The sequence below is a fragment of the Streptomyces sp. Ag109_O5-1 genome, assembly GCF_003814875.1.
In the GTDB taxonomy this organism is placed as follows: Bacteria; Actinomycetota; Actinomycetes; order Streptomycetales; family Streptomycetaceae; genus Streptomyces; species Streptomyces sasae.
The window spans coordinates 2328553-2348895 of record NZ_RKQF01000001.1; the positions used below are offsets into that span (position 1 = coordinate 2328553).

General features: G+C 68.3%; 18 protein-coding genes and 2 pseudogenes. 10 read left to right on the forward strand and 10 right to left on the reverse strand.

Annotated features, from left to right (window positions below):
- Position 1: 1 nt before the first annotated feature.
- Entirely contained in the window at positions 2–736 is a 735-nt protein-coding gene (locus EDD90_RS10425) for a hypothetical protein (RefSeq protein WP_123972769.1), read from the reverse strand.
- Positions 733–1338, reverse strand: a complete 606-nt coding sequence (locus EDD90_RS10430; protein WP_123972770.1) for a SigE family RNA polymerase sigma factor — start codon at positions 1336–1338, stop codon at positions 733–735. Before EDD90_RS10430 ends, EDD90_RS10425 begins: the two co-directional genes overlap by 4 nt.
- Before the next feature lie 804 nt (positions 1339–2142).
- Between EDD90_RS10430 and EDD90_RS10435 the strand changes: the two genes are divergently transcribed.
- Genes EDD90_RS10435 through EDD90_RS10445 form a run of 3 tightly spaced genes read left to right on the forward strand, consistent with a single transcriptional unit; the run spans position 2143 to position 4939 of the window.
- Positions 2143–2838 carry a response regulator transcription factor gene (locus EDD90_RS10435; RefSeq protein WP_123972771.1) on the forward strand — a complete coding sequence of 232 codons (696 nt, stop codon included), beginning with the start codon at positions 2143–2145 and terminating at the stop codon, positions 2836–2838.
- A 56-nt stretch (positions 2839–2894) separates the two neighbouring features.
- Positions 2895–4388, forward strand: a complete 1494-nt coding sequence (locus tag EDD90_RS10440; RefSeq protein WP_123981114.1) for a cell wall metabolism sensor histidine kinase WalK — start codon at positions 2895–2897, stop codon at positions 4386–4388.
- Positions 4385–4939 carry a GerMN domain-containing protein gene (locus EDD90_RS10445; RefSeq protein ID WP_123972772.1) on the forward strand — a complete coding sequence of 185 codons (555 nt, stop codon included), beginning with the start codon at positions 4385–4387 and terminating at the stop codon, positions 4937–4939. The genes EDD90_RS10440 and EDD90_RS10445 overlap by 4 nt, the downstream gene beginning before the upstream one ends.
- A gap of 71 nt (positions 4940–5010) precedes the next feature.
- On the opposite strand, the gene EDD90_RS58965 is transcribed toward EDD90_RS10445, so the two are convergent.
- The 4 genes from EDD90_RS58965 to EDD90_RS10470 all read right to left on the reverse strand — a co-directional run bounded on the left by EDD90_RS58965 (position 5011) and on the right by EDD90_RS10470 (position 9022).
- Positions 5011–5805: a reverse transcriptase/maturase family protein gene (locus tag EDD90_RS58965; protein ID WP_221305089.1), complete on the reverse strand. Its 795-nt coding sequence runs from the start codon at positions 5803–5805 to the stop codon at positions 5011–5013.
- Between the two features lie 43 nt (positions 5806–5848).
- Positions 5849–6970: a helix-turn-helix domain-containing protein gene (locus EDD90_RS10460; RefSeq protein ID WP_260327787.1), complete on the reverse strand. Its 1122-nt coding sequence runs from the start codon at positions 6968–6970 to the stop codon at positions 5849–5851.
- A gap of 374 nt (positions 6971–7344) precedes the next feature.
- Positions 7345–8370: an integrase core domain-containing protein gene (locus tag EDD90_RS10465; protein ID WP_123972773.1), complete on the reverse strand. Its 1026-nt coding sequence runs from the start codon at positions 8368–8370 to the stop codon at positions 7345–7347.
- Positions 8371–8881: 511 nt separating this feature from the next.
- On the reverse strand, positions 8882–9022 hold the full coding sequence (locus EDD90_RS10470; RefSeq protein ID WP_221305191.1) for a GntR family transcriptional regulator: 141 nt from the start codon (positions 9020–9022) through the stop codon (positions 8882–8884).
- 5 nt (positions 9023–9027) lie between these two features.
- On the opposite strand from EDD90_RS10470, the pseudogene prpE reads away from it, so the two are divergent.
- Both prpE and EDD90_RS10480 read left to right on the forward strand, forming a co-directional pair.
- Positions 9028–9261: pseudogene (gene prpE / locus EDD90_RS10475) on the forward strand (propionyl-CoA synthetase); the annotation flags it as partial.
- Positions 9262–9351: 90 nt separating this feature from the next.
- Positions 9352–11535, forward strand: a complete 2184-nt coding sequence (locus EDD90_RS10480; RefSeq protein ID WP_123972774.1) for a SpoIIE family protein phosphatase — start codon at positions 9352–9354, stop codon at positions 11533–11535.
- A gap of 105 nt (positions 11536–11640) precedes the next feature.
- Here EDD90_RS10480 and EDD90_RS55250 read toward each other — a convergent pair whose 3' ends face one another.
- The 3 genes from EDD90_RS55250 to EDD90_RS10490 are packed head-to-tail and all read right to left on the reverse strand — an operon-like array spanning position 11641 to position 13903.
- Positions 11641–12009 (reverse strand): helix-turn-helix transcriptional regulator, encoded by a 369-nt coding sequence (locus EDD90_RS55250; protein ID WP_260328709.1) that lies wholly within the window; start codon positions 12007–12009, stop codon positions 11641–11643.
- The gene (locus tag EDD90_RS57120) at positions 11991–12755 is read right to left on the reverse strand and encodes a hypothetical protein (protein ID WP_260327788.1); all 765 of its coding nucleotides are present in this window, start codon (positions 12753–12755) and stop codon (positions 11991–11993) included. Before EDD90_RS57120 ends, EDD90_RS55250 begins: the two co-directional genes overlap by 19 nt.
- Complete coding sequence (locus EDD90_RS10490) at positions 12755–13903, reverse strand: tyrosine-type recombinase/integrase (RefSeq protein WP_221305090.1); 1149 nt, start codon at positions 13901–13903, stop codon at positions 12755–12757. Before EDD90_RS10490 ends, EDD90_RS57120 begins: the two co-directional genes overlap by 1 nt.
- 189 nt (positions 13904–14092) lie before the next feature.
- On the opposite strand from EDD90_RS10490, the gene EDD90_RS10495 reads away from it, so the two are divergent.
- The 5 genes from EDD90_RS10495 (at position 14093) to EDD90_RS10515 (ending at position 19340) form a co-directional block, all read left to right on the forward strand.
- On the forward strand, positions 14093–14869 hold the full coding sequence (locus tag EDD90_RS10495; RefSeq protein WP_123972776.1) for a helix-turn-helix domain-containing protein: 777 nt from the start codon (positions 14093–14095) through the stop codon (positions 14867–14869).
- 90 nt (positions 14870–14959) lie between these two features.
- Positions 14960–16555: an AMP-binding protein gene (locus tag EDD90_RS10500; RefSeq protein ID WP_123972777.1), complete on the forward strand. Its 1596-nt coding sequence runs from the start codon at positions 14960–14962 to the stop codon at positions 16553–16555.
- A 172-nt stretch (positions 16556–16727) separates the two neighbouring features.
- Entirely contained in the window at positions 16728–17486 is a 759-nt protein-coding gene (locus EDD90_RS10505) for an amidohydrolase family protein (RefSeq protein ID WP_221305091.1), read from the forward strand.
- On the forward strand, positions 17486–18286 hold the full coding sequence (locus EDD90_RS10510) for an SDR family oxidoreductase (protein WP_123972779.1): 801 nt from the start codon (positions 17486–17488) through the stop codon (positions 18284–18286). The genes EDD90_RS10505 and EDD90_RS10510 overlap by 1 nt, the downstream gene beginning before the upstream one ends.
- A 22-nt stretch (positions 18287–18308) precedes the next feature.
- Positions 18309–19340, forward strand: a complete 1032-nt coding sequence (locus EDD90_RS10515; protein WP_123972780.1) for an LLM class F420-dependent oxidoreductase — start codon at positions 18309–18311, stop codon at positions 19338–19340.
- Between the two features lie 458 nt (positions 19341–19798).
- On the opposite strand, the pseudogene EDD90_RS10525 reads toward EDD90_RS10515, so the two are convergent.
- Positions 19799–20308, reverse strand: a pseudogene (locus EDD90_RS10525) (IS110 family transposase); the annotation flags it as partial.
- Positions 20309–20343: the final 35 nt, after the last annotated feature.

Below are 20343 nucleotides of genomic sequence, written 5' to 3' on the forward strand. Positions count from 1 at the left end.
CTCATTGGCCGATCTCCTGGCTCGCGATCACTTTGCCCGTTGCGTCGTACACCGTGAATCTTCGCGGGATGTTCTCGGAAAGCGCGGCTTTGGCCTTGCTTCCGGCGGGCGGCTTCACCACGGCGTACCAGCCACCCCACCCAGGGGTGCCCGCGAGGGTGAGGATCGTGCCCGCGGTGCCACTGCGGGCGGACTCGACCCGCACGCGAGCAGCCTCTCCCTTTCCCTTGTAGATCCCGAACGCCGTCCAGGTGCCGTCAGGGTCGCCCCACATCTGCGGTTGCCTGCTCGCGTCGGTGCTGCCGGTGATCTTTATGGGCGGACCACCTGGCACGTTCCTAGCCTCCGAGTGCAGGCCGTCGGTGGCCAGCCAGATCTTCGTGTCGTCCTTGACCGTGACCCGTTCACCGGGCGTGACCACCCGCACCACACCGGCGGACGAGGAACCGTCGTCGCTCGCCGCCGGGGGTGTGACGCCGTCTTCCGCGCCGCCGCCGAAGACCGTGCCCGTCACGGTCCACGCCCCGAGGAGCAGCCCGCACCCGACGCCGAGCACGGCCACCCTGCGCGTAAGCCGGCGCCGGCGGCCGGCGAGCTGGACGGCCGCCAGCGGCGGCGACGACGGCGTGATCTCGTACGCGGTCTCGGCAAGCGCCTCGCGCAACCGCTCGACCTGGGCGCTTACCGCGCGTGCCTTCGCCTCGCCCCTGCGGTTGGACGTTCTGGAGTGGTTCATCGGCGGGCTCCGGGGGTGGGGAGGGGGTGTTCGTGGATCTCGGGGGTGGAGCGGGGTAGTTCGTGGATGCCGGGGGTGGGGAGCGCGCGGTCGTGCACGTCCAAGGCGGGGTGGGCGCGCAGGGCCGCGAGGCCGCCCCGGACACGGGCCCTGACCTTTCTCAGCGAGCAGCCGAGCAGCTGTGCGACCTCGGCCTCGGTGAAGTTCTCCCAGTAGCGCAGAACCAGCACGGTCCGCTGCCGGGCGGAGAGCCCGGCCAGCGCCTCGTCGACCGTGGCCCGCCGCTCGGCGGATCCGGCCTTCGGCTGGTGCACCCGCTTGGGCGCGAACGGCATCAGCAGGCGGGCGACGCGCTTCTTCCGGACCCGGCTGAGGCTGTTCTCGACAAGCGAGCGCCGTACGAAGAAGCCGGCGTCGTTGCGCGGAATGCGCCACCAGCGTGCGTAGACCTTGGCCAGCGTGGTCCGCACGAGGTCCTCGGCCTCGTGGAAGTCGCCGGTGAGCAGATGCGCCGTGCGCACCAGACCGGGCCAGGCTGCGGCGGAGTACGCGGCGAAGTCGGTGCTCGGGGCGGAGACTGTGGAGTTCTTGCGTTGCGTCACGGGCGGTTCCTCTGGCTCGGGTACAGGGGCAGTGAGGGCGGGGGGCCGAAAGTCCCTCCCACCGGAAACCGAAGGCGAATACGTACGCGGGCCGCCAGAACGTCACCGACCGCTGCAAGAACCTCCTCACGGACGGCACAGCGGAGACGTTTTGCCGCGAAGTCCTCCCCGGCGCCGTCAGTTCCAGGGAGACGGTCGCGCTCGGCAGCGGCCGCACGGCCGGGACGCCGGCTGCATCGGAGGTACGTGCCCGAGGCGGTGAGATGGACGGCATAGCAACAGGCCCTGTAGGCATGGTCGTTGCCGATGGTTCGCGAGTTCATGAACACTCTGCAGGCCTGTCGTCCAGGAGCCCTCCACCCCGGCGACGGCCTTCATCTGCCCATTCGGCCCTGGCACGTGGTCCTGGAGGTACGGCGGGGCAGAAGGTGACGGAAACCGGCATGCCGGCGCCGGCGGTGTGCGCGCAGACGGTGAGCGTGTATACGGACGCGGTCGCCCGGGCGAGCCCGCGGCACCGGTCCCTGGCTCTACTCATCATTGCGTTCACCCTGCCGTGTGTTTCGATGTGCGGCGCTCTCGAGACGGCCCCGGCGGCGCGGCGGGGGACCGCGCCGCCGGGAGCGAGGTGAGGTCGCGTCGCTGCGCTCACGGACGTTCAGGCTTGTCCGCTCATGTGATCGAAACCCGGCTGGGAATATGACCGAATCGCAACAGCCAGGGCCATGTGATCATCGTGTAACAGTGTTGCTCCGGCCGGTGGCCGTCGGCCGCCCGGCGCTGGTCAACGGCGATACTGGGCCCATGTCCCGTGTCCTGCTTGTCGAAGACGACCCCGCTGTCCGCGAGGGCGCCCGGCTGGCCCTGCGCCGCCAGGGACACGACGTCGCCGCGGTCGAGACCGGAGAGGAGGCGCTGGTCCAGCTCAGCTCGTTCCGACCGGACGTCGTGGTGCTCGACCTGATGCTGCCCGGGATGCCCGGGCTGGAGGTGTGCCGCCGGATCCGCGCGGACAGCGCGCTTCCGATCATCATGATGACGGCCATGGGTGACGACGTGGACATCGTGCTCGGGCTCGAGACCGGGGCCGACGACTACGTGGTCAAACCCGTCCAGGCCCGAGTGCTGGAGGCAAGGATCCGCGCCGTGCTGCGCCGCGTCGAGACAGCGCCGTCCTGTGACGGCGGTGCCGCCACGGCCGAGGCACACGGCGAACTGCGCATCGACCGGGCCGCGCTCACCGTCACCTGGGAGGGAGCCCCGGTCGTGCTGGCCCCGTCCGAACTGCGGCTGCTGCTGACACTGTCCGCCGCCCCCGGCCGGGTGTTCACCCGCCAGCAACTGCTGGAGACCGTCTGGGAGCACAGTTACCACGGCGACGCCCGGCTGGTGGACGCCTGCGTCAAACGACTGCGGACCAAGATGGGCGAGCCCCCGCGGCAGCCGCGCTACATCCAGACCGTCCGGGGCTTCGGCTACCGGTTCCACAGCCCCCAGTGATCACGCCCTTGTCTCCACGTACATCCCCGCCGCGCCGACCACTGCCGCGCCGACGACTGCCCCGCTGGTTGCTGCCCGGCGGCCTGCGAGTCCGGCTGGTGGCCGCGTTCGGTCTGGTGGCCGTGGTCGCCGCCCTCTCCACGGGCGCCCTGACGTTCCGTGAGGCGCGCACCGGCATCCTCCAGCAGAGCCAGGACACCGTGATCCGCCTCCTGCGCGACCGCGTCGACACCCTCGCCCCCAACCTGCCCTTCCCACCCGCCCAGCAGGACCTGAACGGGTTAGCCGCCTCGGTCGCCCAGGCCGACCCCTCCCAGTTGTGGCGGGTCCTGGTCACCTATCACGGCCTGAGCGCGACCTCGATCCCGCACGACCCGTTCGCCGAGCTCACGCCCGCCCTGCGCGCGGCCACGACCAACCAGACACCGACCGTCTTCCAGCGCGTGACCACCCAAGACGGCCGCTCCGACCTCCTCGTCGGCATGCCGGTCATGTTCGCCTCGTCGCAGGGCGGGCGCACGCCCACCGGCCTCACTGTCTTCCTGGTGGTGCCCCAAACCAACGAACAGGCCTATATCCAGGCCTTGGTAACCGCCGTGGAGCGGGCCGCCGTCCCGGCCCTGGTCCTGGCCGTGCTGCTCGCCCTGCTCGCCGCCCAGGGCGTGCTTCGTCCCGTACGGGAACTGCGCCACGCCACCCGGCGCATCGCCGAGGGCCGGCTCGACACCCGTCTCGCCGTCAACGGTTCCGACGAACTCGCCGATCTGTCCCACACCTTCAACGAGACCGCTGCCGCCCTCGAGGCGTCCATCGCCGAACTGCGCCGCATGGAGTCCAAGGCCCGCCGCTTCGCAGCGGACGTCTCCCACGAACTGCGCACCCCACTGGCGGCCATGTCGGTCGTCACCGACGTCCTCGACGAGGACGCCACCGGGCTCGACCCCGACACCGCCACCGCCGTCCGGCTCATCAGCCAGGAGACAACCAACCTTGCCCGGCTGGTGGAGGACCTCATGGAGATCTCCCGCTTCGAGGCCGGCACTGCCGCCCTGCACCTCGACGAGATCGACCTCGTCGAGTCGCTGCAGCGCACCCTCACCACCCGGGCCTGGCAGGACCGCGTGGCCACTCGGCTACCCGACCCCGCACAGCTCCGGGGCCGCGTCGACCCGCGCCGCCTCGACGTGGTCGTCGCGAACCTCATCGGGAATGCCCTGCGCCACGGGGCGCCTCCGGTCCGGCTCTCCCTGCACGCCGAGCGGCGGCCCGCCCGGAACGGCGCGGCCGGGACGGAGCGGTGGGCGGTGATCGAGGTGCTGGACAGTGGGGCCGGCATCCCCGACAGCGTTCTGCCGCACATCTTCGACCGCTTCTACAAGTCCGACACCGCCCGCACCCGCACAGAAGGCAGCGGCCTGGGCCTCGCCATCAGCTCCGAGAACGTGCACCTCCACGGCGGCACCATCCACGCGGCCAACCACCCGGGCGCCGGCGCCCTGTTCACCGTCGAACTCCCGCTGCCGGAGCCGGAGGCGGAGGCTCCGTCATGAAGGTCATGAAGGCCATGAAGCGTGTGGCGCTGCTCACCGCAGTCCTGCTGCTGTCCGGCTGCGGCATACCCGCGACCGGCGTGATCCAGTCCGGCGACCCGGCCACCGGCGTCCGGCCCCCGAACCCCTTGCTCTACTTCGTCACCACCGACCACCGCCTGGTCCCCGTCAGCAGAGAGGTCACTGACCCGGTCGGCGTACGCACGGCCCTGGACCTCCTGCTCAACGGCCCGGACCTGGGGGAGCGGCTGCTCGGTCTGACCACTGCGCTCGCCCGCATCCCCACCCCGGAGGTCAGCATGAACGGCGCCGAGGTGACGCTTCAGATGTCCGCAGGCACCGAGCCCCTGCCGCCGATCGCCGCCCGGCAACTGATCTGCACGGCCGCCGCGGCCCGTCTGACCCAGGCCCCTGACACCGCCGCAACGGGTGTGACCGTGGTCGTGACCGGACCCGACGGCCAGCACACCGAGGGCGCCAGCCGCACCTGTTCAATCCCCCGGCCCGCCGCCCCTCCCGCTGAAACCCCGGGCATCAGCCCCGGTGGGTAGCCCTCGCCCGTCGAGGAAGGCGTCCGCTCCATCGCGGCGTACCGGCCTGACAGGGGGTGAGAAGCCGTATCTCAACCGAACGTGATCCTTTGATTCCTCCTGGTCAGGCATGGTTTCGCTCGGGTTGAGGGAGGCGTCGCGACGTCTTGTGTCCGCTTCATGATCGAGGGGTGCGCGGTGGCGTCGGTGCTGGGAATGCTGGAGGAGCGAGAGGCGGCTGCTCGTGTGCGGGTGGAGGGCTTGCGGGAGGAAGTCGCGCGGTTGGCTGAGGCGTTGGAGGCCGCGGAGATCGAGCTGGACCGGCGGGTGATCGCGCGGGAGGAACTGCTCGAGGCCCTGGCAGTTTCTGCGGCTGAGTCCACTGCCGTGACCACGACCGAGGCGGAGGAGGAAGCGCCGCCGTCGCTCGCGCCGGTGCGGAGAAGACGGTCGTGGTCGATGCGGTCGAACGCCGCTGCCAGGTCCGCGTCGAGAATCCACCGGCGGTGCGGGTTCTTTCCCCCGACCGCGTTGAAGATCGCCTCGATGGCGTCATGGCAGCCACGGCCGGGCCGGAAGCCGTACGACCTCGGCTCGAACCGTGCCTCCCACTCGGGTTCCAGCGCGCTGAGGGCCCGCGCCTGGAGAGCGCGATCAACGATCACCGGCATGGTGGCTTCATACTGCTCCTCCTGCTGGACTCGTTCGGGATTGGGGTGTGAATTTGCGGCATTCCTGGGCTCGTTGTCGGCATGCTGCCTCGACGCCGCTTGTCCAGGGGATGCTGACCCGGCCGCTGGCGCTGCGGTGGGGCGGTGAGGTCGCCGCGGTAGATCCAGTGGTAGACGGTGCCGGGCCGTGAGCATGAGGAGGGCCTGGTGGCGCATGCCTTCGTGGGAGTTGCAGATCGAAAGACGGGCGGTCCGATGATCACGAGGTGTCGAATTCCTGATCGCCGCGGGGGCCAGGCCGGGTCGAGCGGGCGTACTCCGCAGGCGTCTGGCCGTAGCGTTTTTTGAAGGCCCGGATGAAGTGGCTGCTGTCCGCGAACTGCCAGTGAGCGGCCAGTTCGGAGACGGTCAGACGGCGGGACCACGCCGTGAGAGCGAGTCGGGCTTCTTCCAGTCGGCGGTTGCGGATGTAGGTGGCCACCGACTCTCCTGATGCGACGAACGCCCGCTGGAGGGTTCGTACGGAGGTGTTGAGTTTGCCCGCCAGCATCGCCGGGGAAAGCTCGGGGTCGGTGAGATGGCTGTCCGTGAGACTCTTCGCGGCCTGTGCGAGCGAGAGGGCCAGCAGGGGCTCCACATCGTCGAACTTGCGCATCACTACCGCTTTGGCCAATTCGATGAGGGTGCTGTGCGCGGCCTGTACCCCGGCTGGACTGAGGCCGGTGACAGTGTCGTGGACCGTTTGCGCGTGGGCCGTCAGTAGGCGTACCTCTGCTGTGTCTGCCGGCCCGACGATGCTCCGGTAGCTGAGTAAGGAGCCACACGTCGCGGCGGGCAGAACGACGATCTTCGCTGTGGTGTGCGGCGCCACCCTGAAAGACGATGGCCGCCCGATGTGCCGGAGGAGGAACTCGCCAGACGCTACGGTGTGTTCACCCCGATCGGGTACTTCGCCCAATGTCCAGGCGCCGCGCCGCACCAAGTACAGCCGTACCTGTTCCTCCCTGCCGTCCGGGGTGCCGGCGGTCTGGATAGCTGACGCACTGTCTACATCGATGATCGCCGCGTCAAGCACCCTGGCGGCATGGCCCTTGACCCGGAAGTCATCCGTCGTGTCTCGTGTGTAGGCTGGCTGCCGGAAGGCGTTGCCGATTTGACTATCCCACTTAGCCAGTAAGGTGTCATATGCCCCTGCCGAGGCGGTGGTGTCGAAGGAGTACGCCCCGACCGCCGCTGCGGCCTCCACCTTTGCGCCGTTCATCGCCGGCTGCTCCTTTCCCCTGGGTGGCAACGCCCGTTCGTGGCGCAGATGTTCTGCCAACGTGTTGCGGGAGTACAGTTGCGCGTGCTCACTCAGGCGGGTGAGTGACTGAAAAGACATCTGTCGTACTATTCCAGCCACGACTCCTCGTGTTTCCCCCGCGCGCCAGGCCAGCCGTCGGCACGCAGCGCTGCGAGCCAGAAGTCGGTTCCGGAACGCAAAACGGCACGTCACAGCCACAAGATCTGCGCGTCACCCGCTGAATCCCGACTACGCCGCCCGCAGATGCCTCAAGAGTGCTCATGAGCACCCACGTTGGGCGTGTAAACGCACCCTGCACGACCGACTACACCCACCCCGTCTGGCGCACGCCGCCAGGCAACGGCCAAACGAACCCGTCAACCCTGTGGGGCTCGAAAAGTCATCGCCGCAGGTTAAGCGGCGTACTGGTACTGATTGATGACTCCGCCGAAGATGCGTGTGCGCAGGAGCCTTCACAGTGTGCCGATGGGCAGGATGGGCGACTGTTCCGGAGCTTCGGGTGGCCGTTGGTCTCGTGACCTGTGGGGCCGATACGCGTTGTAGTGCTCCCGGTACTCCGCCAGGACCCGTCGTGCGTGGCCCTCGTTCAGGACCAGAACGTGGTCGAGCGCCTCGCGTCGGATCGTGCCGATGACCCGCTCGCAGTGGGCGTTCATCCGAGGCGCCTGGGGAGCGCTGAGCAGCACCTCCAGGCCCTCGGCTTCGAAGACGGCGTCGAAGGCGTCGGTGTACTTGCTGTCGCGGTCGCGAAGCAGGAATCGGAGCGACTCCATGCCTGTACCGAGGTCGGCGGTGAGGTTGCGGGCCTGCTGGAGCGCCCACTGCGCGGTGGGGTGCGCGGTGACGCCGGTGATGTGAAGCCTGCGGGTGCCGTGCTCCAGGAACACCAGCGCGTACAGCCGCCTGCCGCTGATCGTGTCTACGTGAAAGAAGTCCGCCGCGACGATCCCCTCGGCCTGGGCGGTGAGGAACTCCCGCCAGGTCGGGCCGGTACGACGCGGAGCCGGATCGACGCCGGCCCCGTGCAGGATCTGCCAGACCGTGGACGGCGCGATCGTATGCCCCAACTTGGCCAGTTCGCCCTGGATCCGCCGATGGCCCCAACGCGGGTTCCCCTGCGCCAGTCGCAGCACCAGCCTCTTGAGCGCCGCTGCTGTCGGTGGGCGGCCGATGCGCCGACGTCGGTGGGAGTAGTCCCACCGCTTCGCGATCAGCCTGCGATGCCAGGACAGCAGTGTCCCCGGGGTGACCGGGAAGACGCGCCTCCAGTCGCAGCGCGGTATCAGCGACGACAGCGCGGCCAACCAGAACCGATCCCCCGGCTCATAGCGGACCGGGCGAGCGAGCTGCCGACGCAGCACCGCGTTCTCATGCCGCAGCACCAGCAGTTCGGCATCCTTCGCCGTGTCCCGGCGCAAAAGAGCTCCAGGCACGGACACCAAAGCCCGGGTGATGCGGTACAGGATCGAGATGATCACCTGCGCAGCATCCCAGCCGCCGGCGAACGCCTCTCAAGCGGGGCCCCACCTGCAGCGATGACTTTCCGAGCCCCACAGGCTCGACATCCACCAGAGGATCCCTCATGCAGGCATAGCGCAAGCCTTCGCAGCGACCCTAGCCCGCGCGGCGTCATAGGATGCCGACAATAGGAAGCCGTTGGCCTCGACCCTTCAACGGCATGCGGTCGCTGCTCGGCTCGGCGGTTCGCCCGTAATGTCCTCTGTCGATCGAGGGCGGGCCGTCAATGCCGGTCGGTTAAGCACGGCCGCCGGAGGTCACGGGCCGGTTGACCTGACCCTATGAGGGCCGGGCCCCCTTCCGTGCTCATCCGCCGGCAGGCATGTTTACGATCCGCAGTTTGTACTCGGGGCTGAAGGAACGGCGCTTCAGGCGGGGAGCCGGATCGGATCCGACGGGGTTGCTGCTGGTCATGAGGGGGGTGGTTCTCCTGTCGTGCCCTCTCAGGCTAACCCGACGAAGCGGGGCGTCTCACCCAAGGCTGACAGAGAGGGAGATGAGGCCTTCGGGGCGGTGCAGAAGGTAGATGCCCTCGCCGTGACGGACCTCGACGATGCCGCGGGCGCGCAGGGCGGTGATCGCCTCGCGGATCGAGGAGCCGCCGACCTCCAGCTGTGCGGGTCGAGGCCGAACCCGTCCAACTCGTCCGCGAACGCATCGGCGCCGTCGCCTCCCTCACGGGCGTCACCGTCGTAGCGGCCCTGCCCAAGACCTGCTCGGGCAAGATCCTGCGCAAGACGATGCGCGGCATCGCCGACGGCCGTGACGCACCCATCCCCTCCACGGTGGACGACCCCAGCGTCATCGAGGTGCTGCGCCCCGTTCTCCGCCGCGCCGGTCACACACCGTGAACGCCCGACTCTCGGCCCGGCCGGCGTCAGCGCGTCCACCGGACTGGCGTCGACACGGCTCGTCGAGCAGGCCGGGGGTACATTTCCGATATGGGAACCGACACCCGCGCCTTCCTCAGCGACCTCGCTCGAGGGCTCGCGCCCCGAGCGGATCACATGGTCGACGTGGTGCTGCAGCGCTTGCGCGGCGAACTTCCCGAAGTATGGGAGTACGAGGACATCGCCGCTCTGGCGCCCGTGGCGTTGTCTGAACACGTCGCCGCCTTTTTGGATTTCCTCGAGCGCGGCCTTGACATGACCGAGGTCGGGACGCCACCTGCCGCCATCGAGTTCGCCTGCCGACTCGCCGAGCATGGGGGGCCGATAAGTCAGCTTCTTCGCATCTATCGGCTCGTCCACGCGGGTGTGCTTCATGAGCTCTATACGGAGACAGCCCGTGTCACCACGTCCCAGGAGCTGATCAACGCGACGACGGTCACCCTGAGCGCGATCTCCTTCGAGTACGTCGATCGCAAGTCGGAACAGGCCGTCGCGGCGTTCCAGAGGGAACGCGACCGACGGCTGCAGCGGCGGCTGATCATCATCAACGAGGCCGGGAGGCGGATCGGGACCACCCTGGACACCATCCGCACCGCCCAGGAACTGGCGGACGTCGGTGCCGACCACTTCGCAGACCTCGTCACCGTCGACCTCCTGTCCTCCGCCCTCCAGGAGGAGAGCACGTACCCGGTAGCCGGTCCCCCGACGCTCCGCCGAATCGCCCAGGCGGTCTCGGACGGCTGTCCGGACCCGGAAATCGTCACAGGGGAGACGTACGCCTGCCCGGAAGGCTCGGAGCCGGCTCGCGTACTGGCCACCGGACAGCCTCTCCGGTTCCGCATCGCCGCGGACGCCATCCCCGTATGGCTGGCGATGTCGGCGCGCCACGAGCCGGCCCTGCGCGCCTTGGGCCCGCGCTCCCTGCTCCTGGTCCCGCTGTGGGCCCACGGAAGCCTGCTGGGACTCGCACAGTTCGTCCGCCGTCACACGGCAGACGCCTTCGACGACGACGAGCTCCTGCTGGCCCAGGAGATCGCGTCCAGAGCAGCGGTGAACATCGACAACGCCCGTCGCTACACCCAGGAGCGTTCCACCGCGCTCACCCTCCAACGCAGCCTGTTGCCGCAGCACGTGCCGAAGGGTTCCGCCGTCGAGTCGGCATCGCGCTACCTGCCCAGCGGATCCAGAGCGGGCGTGGGCGGTGACTGGTTCGACGTGATACCGCTCTCCGGAGCCCGCGTCGCCCTCGTCGTGGGCGATGTGATCGGTCACGGCCTTCATGCCGCGGCCACCATGGGTCGGCTGCGGACGGCCGTCCGCACTCTCGCGGACATCGACCTGCCACCCGACGAGTTGCTGACACACCTTGATGACGTGGTCATCCGCATGCAGCGCGAGGAGGAACGGGGTACGGACGAGATCAGCGCCACCTGCCTGTACGCGGTCTACGACCCTGTCTCCCGAGTGTGCTCCCTGGCCAGTGCCGGACACCTTCCGCCGGCCGTCGTGACTGCACCGACCGCCGCCGACGATGCCACCACAGCCCATGCGGTCGACGTCCCGGAGCTGCCGATCGGCCCGCCCCTGGGCCTGGGCGGCCTCCCCTTCGAAACCGCCCAGTTCGAACTGCCACAAGGCAGTCGGCTGGTGTTGTACACCGACGGCCTCGTCCAGAGCCGCTCGCGTGACCTCGGGACCGCCCTCGCGCTGCTGCGCGACGTGCTCGCCCGAGCACCGGTGTCGCTCGAGGAGACCTGCGACGAACTGCTCTCCGCGCTGCTGCCCGGCCGTCCCGCAGACGACGTCGCCCTCCTTGTGGCACGAACCGGAGTGCTGGACGCCGATCACGTCGTCACCTGGGATCTCCCCAGCGATCCAGCAGTGGTCTCCACGGCCCGCGTCCAGGCATCCGATCAACTGGCCGCCTGGGGTCTGGAAGAGATGGCCTTTCCCACAGAGCTGGTCGTCAGCGAACTGGTGACGAACGCCATCCGCTACGGCAAGAGCCCCATCCGACTGCGGATGATCCTTCAAACCGCGCTGACGTGCGAAGTTTCCGACGCGAGCAGCACCGCCCCGCACCTGCGCCGCGCCCGGGACTTCGACGAGGGCGGTCGCGGCCTGCTCCTCGTCGCCCAGCTCACCGAGCAGTGGGGAACACGGCACAACAGCGAGGGCAAGGTCATCTGGGCAGAACAGCTGCTTCCATCCGAAGTCTCGTCCGCTCTGGCGTGAGGTTCTGCGCAAGATCCGGGGGACGCAGACGGCGATGGCTCGAGGGCGCTATCGCGAGACCGTCGATACCGGGCCATGACGATCGACCGTGGTGCCACGTCTGGGTTATTGCAGGCCCAGCAGGCAGCTGGCGGTGGTGCCCGAGGAGGCACGGCCGCCACCGGCCAGGGCATCACCGCATCGTGGGGCGCACCGGGTGTGAACAGGTCGGCCCATCAGACACAGCCCGTCCCCGAAGTCGATGCGCGTGAGATCTGCTCGTGAGACGATACCGAGCTTGGGGAACACATTGGCCAAGTGATGAGCCACCGTGCGGGGACTGATCAGCAGCTGTGCCCCGATCTCCGGGTTGGTGAGGCCCTGCGCTGCCAGCCGCGCGACTCTCAGCTCCTGCGGGGTGAGAGTCGTCGCGGTGCCCCCGGCCGGTGCGAAGTCGCGGCGCGGCTGCCTCCCCGTCAGTCCTGTTCGGCCCAGGTGCGGGCAAGCAGGGGCGCCGGGTCCAGTAGCCGGAAGGTCTCCGCGGCTTCGGCCAGCTGGGTCCGGGCGTCGGTACGGCGGCCGGCCCGCCGCAGCCACTCGCCGTACGGCAGGCGCGTGCGGGCGTAGGTGAAGGGCCGCGACCGGGCTCGGGGAACATCCAGCGCAAGCCTGAAGTGCTTCTCCGCATCCGCCCCCGACGCCAGCAGGGCATGGACCAGGTGCGTCGTGGAGATCGCCCACGCCGCGTCGGTCCGTTCGGCCCAGCGTCGCAGCAGCCGCGCCTGTTCGACTTGGCTTCCCTGGCACCGCATCCAGCCCTTCCCCGGGAGCCGCCCGTAGTGGCGGGCGTAGGCCGCGGCCAGAGCCCGCTCCCACTCCCGCGGGGTCTGCTGCATCAGCGAGCCACGCAGTTGCGGGTGGTCCTCCGTCGCCCTGGCCAGCGAGATGACCAGCCCCTGCATCGAACCGACCGGGACACGGCCACCGAGGTCGACGATGCGCCAACAGCACCAGGCCATCTCCCGGTCCATCGGGGCAGGCAGCCGCCCGAAGCGGAGCCGGAAACCGCGCTGGTGCTTGCCCAGGGTGAAGGCCGCGCGATCGGCGGGCTCCAGCTCGGCCGAGTCGAGCTCGACAGTCCGAAACCGTTCCGGGAGGGCGGCCCATACGCCCTCCAGCACGTTTCCCTGGAAGCAACCGGAAGTGTCGCGCATGCTCTCCAGCAGCAGCTTGGCGCCCATCAGCACGGTCCGATCGGTTCGGCGTCCAGCGCGGCCCGCCAACTGGCCGTGAGTTTCGTCCAGTCAGCCACGGCCCGCAGCTCGGCGTCCTCGGTGACGTGGGCGTACGTGTTCATCGTGGTCTGCACATCGGCATGCCCGAGTCGGCGGCTGACCACATGCATCGGCACTCCCGACAGCAACAGCGCGGTGGCGTGGCTGTGCCGGAACCAGTGCGGCGTCCAGCCCGCCGGCATCTGCCCGGCGAGATCCCGGCGGAGCCGGTCCACCAGGTCATAGACGCTGTCGGGCTTCCAGGGCGCGAACCGGGGCTCGCGCTCCAGATTGACGAAGACGTACGAGGCATCGAAATCATCGGTGACCAAGTCAGCCCCGGCTTCGCACAGCTGCCACACGTACTCCCCGTAGAGCCGGTCGACCTCGTCGGAGACATACAGGCGCCGGTAGCCGCTCTTCGCGCCGACCTCGTGCGGGTGCTCGCGCGCGACGACCTCGATGAACGGGGTGTCACCGCGGCCGGTGTGCCAGTCGCGGTGCTGCAGCCCGAGCGCCTCGCCGAGGCGGAGCCCGGACTCGGCGAGCAAGGCCCACAGCAGCCGGTTGCGTACCGAGCCCTGCCATTCCCGGGCCTCGTCGCCCCAGCTCGCGCAGGCGTCGCAGATGAGGTGGATCTGCCGCGGCGTCAGCGTGGGCGGGGCGGCCGCGCGGGGCCGCCTGGCCCGGATGACGGACCGGCGACGGCCCTTGCGGCGGGCGATGTGCTCCAGGAGCGGCTTGTAGTTGCCGCCCCGGCCATGCGTGATCCGGTACAGATCCCGCCCGACGTCCACCCCGTTGAGTTGGTGGTAGGTGTAGAGGGACAGCACGGCCCGCAGTCGCACCGCGACCGTCGACTCCTCGAACCGGGACCTGCCCGGCTCGATCGCGGCCATTGCCGGGCCGTCCCCGGTCCGCAGCCAGGTCAGGAAGCCGCCGAAGTCCTCCAGCGTCACCGCGTCCCAGGCCAGGCCGAACACATCGAGGTACTGCCACCACAGCGCGAGCGCCCGGCCGTAGGACTTCACGGTGTTCGGCGAAGCCTTCTGCACGCGCAGGTACTCCAGATACTCCTCCGCCGGCCCCACCACCCGGTAGTCACTGCCCAGCACGGTCGAGGTCCGTTCACCGCCGGGCAGGGTGAGGCGCTGCGTACGGGACCCCGAGAGATCAAAACACTAGAAGTGATCCACATGAAGGTCTACATGCCCAAACGACGAACATTAGCCTCACGGGCGCGTTACTGGATTCGTAATCTCTTATTCTGATAGCTCGCCAAACGCGAGCTATGCTGTCTGCTGATGACTGAGGTTGCGCAGCAGGCAGTGTTCTGGACCGACGACTCGCCGGTCTGCGAGCCCATGGCGCACGGCGAGGACATCGCCGCGCACTTCCATGACTACGGCCAGCTGAGGTATGCCGCCTCCGGGGCGCTCGTCACGACGACCAAGCTCGGGACCTGGGTGGCTCCGGCGAACCGCATCACGTGGGTGCCGCCCTTCTATGTCCACAGCAGTCGCTCCTACGGTGAGACCGATGTCCGCGTGCTCCCGGTTCCGGCAGGGGTGTCCGAGGAACTGCCGCCCGAGCCGTCGGTCTTCGTGGCCAGTGCGCTGCTGCGCGAGGCATACCTGGCGATGAGCAGCGAGCACGAGCCTGCCGCCAGTGAGCGTGGCCGTCTGCTGCTCGCAGTGATCGGCGCGGAGCTGATCCGCGCCCCGCAGGAGCCACTACGGCTGCCGGAGCCGAGCGATCCTCGCCTCAAGGCCGTCACCGACCTGCTGCACGCCGACCCGGGAATTTCGGCGACGCTGGCGGAGCTGGGGCACCGAACCGGCTCGAGTGAACGGACTCTCAGCCGTCTGTTCGGCAGCGAACTGTCGATGAGCTTCCATCAGTGGCGCACGCTGCTGCGGGTTCAGCGAGCGCTGCTCGAACTCTGTGACGGTACCTCGGTCACCGACACGGCGATGCGACTTGGCTGGGCGAACCCCGGCAGCTTCATCAACGCCTTCACCGATCTCGTCGGCCAGACGCCCGGTCGTTACCGCTCCACAGCGGGTGCAGCTCACGTCTGAGCACTACCTCCGCCGACCTGGCGGGTTTTCCGAAATTCGGGGCGGAACATCGGTGGCACGCCCGCCCGCTCGGCGGCCACGCTTTGAGGCATGTCTCACCACGTTCCGGGTCACAGCGCTGCGGCTTCGGCAGCCGCCACGACGGCATCCTCCGGAGTCACGCTAGGCGACCTGATCATGCAGGCGCTCAGCCGGCACAGCTTGTCCGAGGCCTTCGTGGCCGGTGATCGGCGACTGACCTATGCGCACGTCAGGGACCTGCTCTCGCAGTACGTGGCCGCGCTGGCCCGTCGGGGAGTGGGGCTCGGCGTGGGGGTGACGATGCTCAGTCCGAACATGCCTGAATCGTGGATCGTCCAGGCCGCGACGTATCTCTTGGGCGGCCGCTTCACCGGGCTGCAGACTTTGGCCTCGGTCACGGACCACATCACCGTCTGCGAGGACGCTGAGGCCACGGTGCTGGTGGTGACCGGGCCCCTGGAGGAGCATGGACGCCAGGTCCTCGCCGAGGTCGACTCCTTGCGACACCTGATGGTGATCCCCGCCGCCGGTGGTCTGCCCGAGGACGAGCCCCCGGCGGTTCGATCGCTCGACCGTGGTCCGGCGACGGAGATGGATGTCGCCTGGCTGCAGTACACCGGGGGGACGACCGGCAAACCCAAGGGCGTGATGCAGCCTCATCGGTCGATGGTGCAGATGGTCTACGCGCACATGGCCGACTTCGAGCAGCCACACCTCCCGCGGTACCTGGCAGCGGCCCCGCTCACCCACGCGGCCGGGCTGGCCGTCATCCCGACACTGCTGCGTGGCGGCACGGTCGTGATCGAGCAGGGCTTCGAACCCAGCCGGTTCCTCGACGTCATCGAGGCCGAGCACATCAACTGTGTGAACGGCATTCCGACGATGATCTACACCTTGTTGGATCAGGAGCGTCCGGAGACCAGGGACCTCTCCAGCCTTGAGGTCATCTGGTACGCCACCGGACCGATGTCGCCGGTGCGCCTGGCGGAGGCTCGCGAGCGGATCGGTCCGGTCTTCTCCCAGATCTACGGGCAGACGGAGTCGGCCGGCATCGGGACGGTCCTGACCAAGGCCGCACACGAGACCGCGAGCCTTGAGCAACTCGCCTCCTGTGGCCGTCCCGTGATCGGCAACCGCATCAGGCTCATCGACGACGACGGCCACGACGTTCCCTCGGGCGAGGTGGGCGAGATCGCCATGCAGAGCCGCGGGGTGATGCAGGGCTACAGGAACCTCCCCGACGAGACAGAAGCCGCACTCAAGGGGGGATGGCTCCACACCGGAGACCTCGCCCGCCAGGACGCCGAGGGCCTGATCTACATCGTGGACCGCAAGAAGGACATGATCATCTCGGGCGGTTTCAACATCTACGCCAGCGAAGTCGAGGCCGTTCTGACCACGCACCCCTCGGTGGGATCAGCCGCCGTCATCGGTGTGCCGGACAGCCGCTGGGGCGAGATCGTCACTGCGTTCGTGGTCCCGCGACCGGGGCGACAGGTCGACATTCCCGCGCTCCAGTCCCACGTCAAGCAGGTCAAGGGATCGATGTACGCGCCCAAGAAGGTCGTGGTCGTGGACTCACTTCCCGCCACGCCGGTGGGAAAGATCGACAAGAAGCGCCTGCGCGCGCCGTTCTGGGCCGACTCGACCCGCGATGTCCACTGACCACCCCGACGGCCTTCCCACGACCCTTCACGAAAGGCACCCAGTGTCGAACGTCCCACCAGCCCGACTGATCGACTTCCACTCCCACTGGGGCACAGAGCGAGGATGGAAGGGAAGCCCGTACGAGACAGCCGAGGACCGCGAGGCCCTGCAGGGCTACTTCAAGTGGGGCATGAGCTTCGTCAGCGACGAGGAGCAGGCCATCCAGTTCCGCCGCGCCAACGTCAAGGCGATGCTCGACTTCGCGTTCACCCACACCATGGACGCCGGTGCACTACGCGACCAGCACGACTACGCCTTCGACTATGCGCGCAGGTACCCCGACGTCGTACTGGGCAACTGGATCGGCATCGATCCCACGCAACCAGCTCATGTCAAGGAACTCGAACGTTGCCTGAGCGAGGGGACGGGACTCGTCGGACTGACGGTCCACTCGTTCACACCGGCCGGGACACCCGACCAGCCGGAATGGGAGACCTGTCTGAACATGTGCATCGACGCCAACCGTCCCGTCCTGGTCCATGTCGGCATGTCGGCCACCGGGGCCGGCACCCGCGGAGGCATGGGCATCACCCTGGAGGGCTGCCACCCCCGTTACGTCGACCGCGTCGCGGCCAAGCATCCCGATCTGAACGTGATCGCAGCTCGGGTGGCGTGGCCCTGGCAGTCGGAGATGATCGCGGTCGCACTGCACAAGGCGAACGTGTGGATGGAGCTCCACGGCTGGTCACCGCGCTACTTCCCCGACGAGCTCAAGCGCGAGATCGGCAAGCGGCTGCGCAAGAAGGTCTTCTTCGGAGCCGACTACCCGATGCTCGCCCACCAGAGGCTGGTCGAGGAGTGGCGCGAGGAGGGCTTCTCCTCCGACGTCCTCGATGACGTGTTCTCCGGCAACGCCGAGACCTTCCTCACCTCGATCGGAGTTCAGTGATGGACGTCGGACTGACCGGCAAGGTCGCCATCGTCGGCGGCGGCAGCGACGGCCTGGGATACGCCATCGCCGATCGTCTTCTGAAGGAAGGCGCCAATGTCACGATCTTCGCGCGACGCGCGGAGAAGGTTACAGCCGCCGCGCAACGGCTTGCCAGCGCATACGGCGAGGAGAAAGTCCTCGGGCTGGCCGCCGACTGCTCGGCCGACACCGACATCGAGCGCGTCACCGCCTCGACCCTTGAGCGCTTCGGTCCAGCCGTTCACGTTCTGGTCACCAACGACGGCGGACCGCCGATCCGGCGCATCTCCGAACTCACCGACGACGTGTGGCTGAAGGCCTTCGAGCGCCACTTCTTCTACGTCGTCAGATCCGTGCGAACCACCTTGCCGTACATGACCACCGAAGGCGGCAGCATCCTCAACGTGGTCTCCGGCGTCGTCGAGCGCCCGGCCGTCGGCATGGCGGCGTCCGTCGGCGTGTGGTCGGCGGTGATCGGCTACGCCAAGACCCTCGCCCTGGAGGTCGCCAGGCAGGACATCAACGTCAACACTCTGCTGTCCGGATTCTTCGACACCGCCCTGCTGGGCGGAATGCTGGAACGGCAGCCAGAGCTGTCCAAAGCCAGCCTCGGGAACGGGGTACCGATGGGACGCATCGGGGAGCCCCGTGAGTTTGCCGACCTGGCCGGTGCGCTCGTGTCACCCAACTTGCGATTCGTCACCGGCGCGGTGATCCCGGTCGACGGTGGCGCCGGTATCGGCATGGGCGCAAGCTTCGACTCGCCGACTTCGAAATGAGGCACTGTTTATGAAGCGGACCATGAAGATCTCGACGATGCTCACCTACGGCACCGACCCGCGCGAGGCCGCTGACCACATCACTCGACTTGAGGCCGCCGGGCTCGACACCGTCTGGGTCGCCGAGGGGTACGGCTACGACTCGCCGACCCTGATGGGCTACCTGGCGGCCCGCACCTCAAGCGTGGAGATCGGCGCAGCCATCCTCAACGTCTACTCCCGCACCCCGACCATGCTCGCGTCGACTGCGGCCGGCCTCGACAGCGTGTCCGGCGGTCGCGCCATCATCGGCCTCGGCGCCTCCAACCCGAAGATCATCGAAGGGTGGCACGGCATGCCCTTCGTACAGTCGACCGGCCGTACGAAGGAGACCGTCGAGATCATCCGCGCGGCCCTGCGGCGCGAGGCGGTCGACTACAGCGGCCGCTCCTTCGAGATCCCTCTCCCAGCCGGTCAGGGCACCGGTCTTAGTGAGCCGCTGAAGATCATGACCAAGCCGCTACGCCCCTCTGTTCCGCTCTACGTCGCCGCGTTGGGACCGAAATCAGTCGAAGGCGCGGCGGAGTACGCCGACGGCTGGCTGCCTTTCCTCTATTCGCCCGAAGGCGCCGCCGGGGCATGGAGCGACGCGCTTGCCGCGGGGACCGCGAAGCGCTCCGAGAACCTCGCGCCCCTGGAGGTCGTCGCCGGTGGCATCGTCGCTATCGGCGAGGACGTGAAGAGGGTGCTCGACCTCGCGCGGCCGATGCTCGCGCTCTATATCGGAGGCATGGGTGCCCGCGGCAAGAACTTCTTCAACGACCTCGTCCGACGCTACGGCTACGAAGCCGAGGCCAAGGAGATCCAGGACCTCTACCTCGACGGCAAGAAGAAGGAAGCCGAGGCCAAGGTCCCATTGCAACTCCTTGAACAAATCAACCTCGTCGGTCCTGCCTCGTACGTCCGGGAGCGGATTGAGGCCTTCCGCGAGTCCGGCGTCACCGATCTCCAGGTGACCCCGACCGGCGACGACCCCGCCGGACTCGTGCGCCAACTCAAGGAGTGGGTGGCCTGACTTCCGCTTCTGCCCAGGCAACACCCCTTTGCGAACCCAGGAGGAGCCGTCTGTAATCGGTTAACGGTAGTTCGTTAAATCCGGTGGTGGCGTGGGTTGACGGCAGGTCAGGTTGGTCGTAGGCCGGTGGTAGGCAGGGCTTCGGCGTTGTCGTGTGGGGCCCGGTTCGTGGCGGTCTGTCAGCTCGGTGGTACCCGGAACGAGGCAGGCACAGGCTTCCAAGATCATGGAGTTCTCTACGCCCCGTGATCCGAGTGGAAGACCGTGCCTGTCGACGCATCATCGCTGATCCCGCGTGCCTTTGACCAGCTCCGCAAACATCCCGAGGCCGTATCCGACGAGGTCCCGCGCCTGCTGGAGCGGCTGGCCGAGGTGCCCGACCCGCGGGACCCGCGCGGCGTACGGCACGCCCTGGTTGCCGTGCTCGCGCTGACTTGTTCTTTTTCTTCCCGATTCGAATTGCTCAGGTTCAGTGCACGCTCCAACGCGGGGTAGAACTCCAGCAGTTGAGCCCGCAGGCGGTTGGTCTGGCGGGTCCGGTCGTTGACCAGGTCGAGGCGGCGGGCGGTCAGGGTCCGCAGGTCGACGGCTATCTCGTCGCCGGGTCGCAAGAGACCGAGGTCCTTGCGCATGCGTGCCTGATCGGCGATGACGAACGCGTCCTTCTCGTCCGTCTTGCCCTGTCCTCGGTAGGCGGCCGAAGCCTGGTGCACGGCGAGGCCGGTGATGTAGACCATCGGCTGTTCGTGGCTGAGCAGGAGGCCGATGAGCAGGGCGGCGCCGCCGTGGTTGATGTCCACCGCCCACAACGTGTCCCCGGAAAGCGCGAGGACGTCCGCGATCAGTTCAAGCAGGGCCGACTCGTCGTTGCAGACTCGACGCGAAAGGAGGCGTTCGCCCCGCTCGTCGACCACCACGCAGTGGTGGTGTTCCTTGCCGATGTCCACTCCGGCCCAGATCTGGGGCACGGTCACCTCCGCCAGCTCGTCGTCACACAGCGATC

Excerpts from the sequence above, each read along its gene's own strand:
- EDD90_RS10425 (WP_123972769.1), bottom strand. The coding sequence starts at position 736 with ATGAACCACTCCAGAACGTCCAACCGCAGGGGCGAGGCGAAGGCACGC.
- EDD90_RS10435 (WP_123972771.1), top strand. The coding sequence starts at position 2,143 with ATGTCCCGTGTCCTGCTTGTCGAAGACGACCCCGCTGTCCGCGAGGGC.
- EDD90_RS10445 (WP_123972772.1), top strand. The coding sequence starts at position 4,385 with ATGAAGGTCATGAAGGCCATGAAGCGTGTGGCGCTGCTCACCGCAGTC.
- EDD90_RS58965 (WP_221305089.1), bottom strand. The coding sequence starts at position 5,805 with ATGCGCCACCAGGCCCTCCTCATGCTCACGGCCCGGCACCGTCTACCA.
- EDD90_RS10460 (WP_260327787.1), bottom strand. The coding sequence starts at position 6,970 with ATGTCTTTTCAGTCACTCACCCGCCTGAGTGAGCACGCGCAACTGTAC.
- EDD90_RS10480 (WP_123972774.1), top strand. The coding sequence starts at position 9,352 with ATGGGAACCGACACCCGCGCCTTCCTCAGCGACCTCGCTCGAGGGCTC.
- EDD90_RS57120 (WP_260327788.1), bottom strand. The coding sequence starts at position 12,755 with ATGGGCGCCAAGCTGCTGCTGGAGAGCATGCGCGACACTTCCGGTTGC.
- EDD90_RS10495 (WP_123972776.1), top strand. The coding sequence starts at position 14,093 with ATGACTGAGGTTGCGCAGCAGGCAGTGTTCTGGACCGACGACTCGCCG.
- EDD90_RS10500 (WP_123972777.1), top strand. The coding sequence starts at position 14,960 with ATGTCTCACCACGTTCCGGGTCACAGCGCTGCGGCTTCGGCAGCCGCC.
- EDD90_RS10505 (WP_221305091.1), top strand. The coding sequence starts at position 16,728 with ATGAGCTTCGTCAGCGACGAGGAGCAGGCCATCCAGTTCCGCCGCGCC.
- EDD90_RS10510 (WP_123972779.1), top strand. The coding sequence starts at position 17,486 with ATGGACGTCGGACTGACCGGCAAGGTCGCCATCGTCGGCGGCGGCAGC.
- EDD90_RS10515 (WP_123972780.1), top strand. The coding sequence starts at position 18,309 with ATGAAGATCTCGACGATGCTCACCTACGGCACCGACCCGCGCGAGGCC.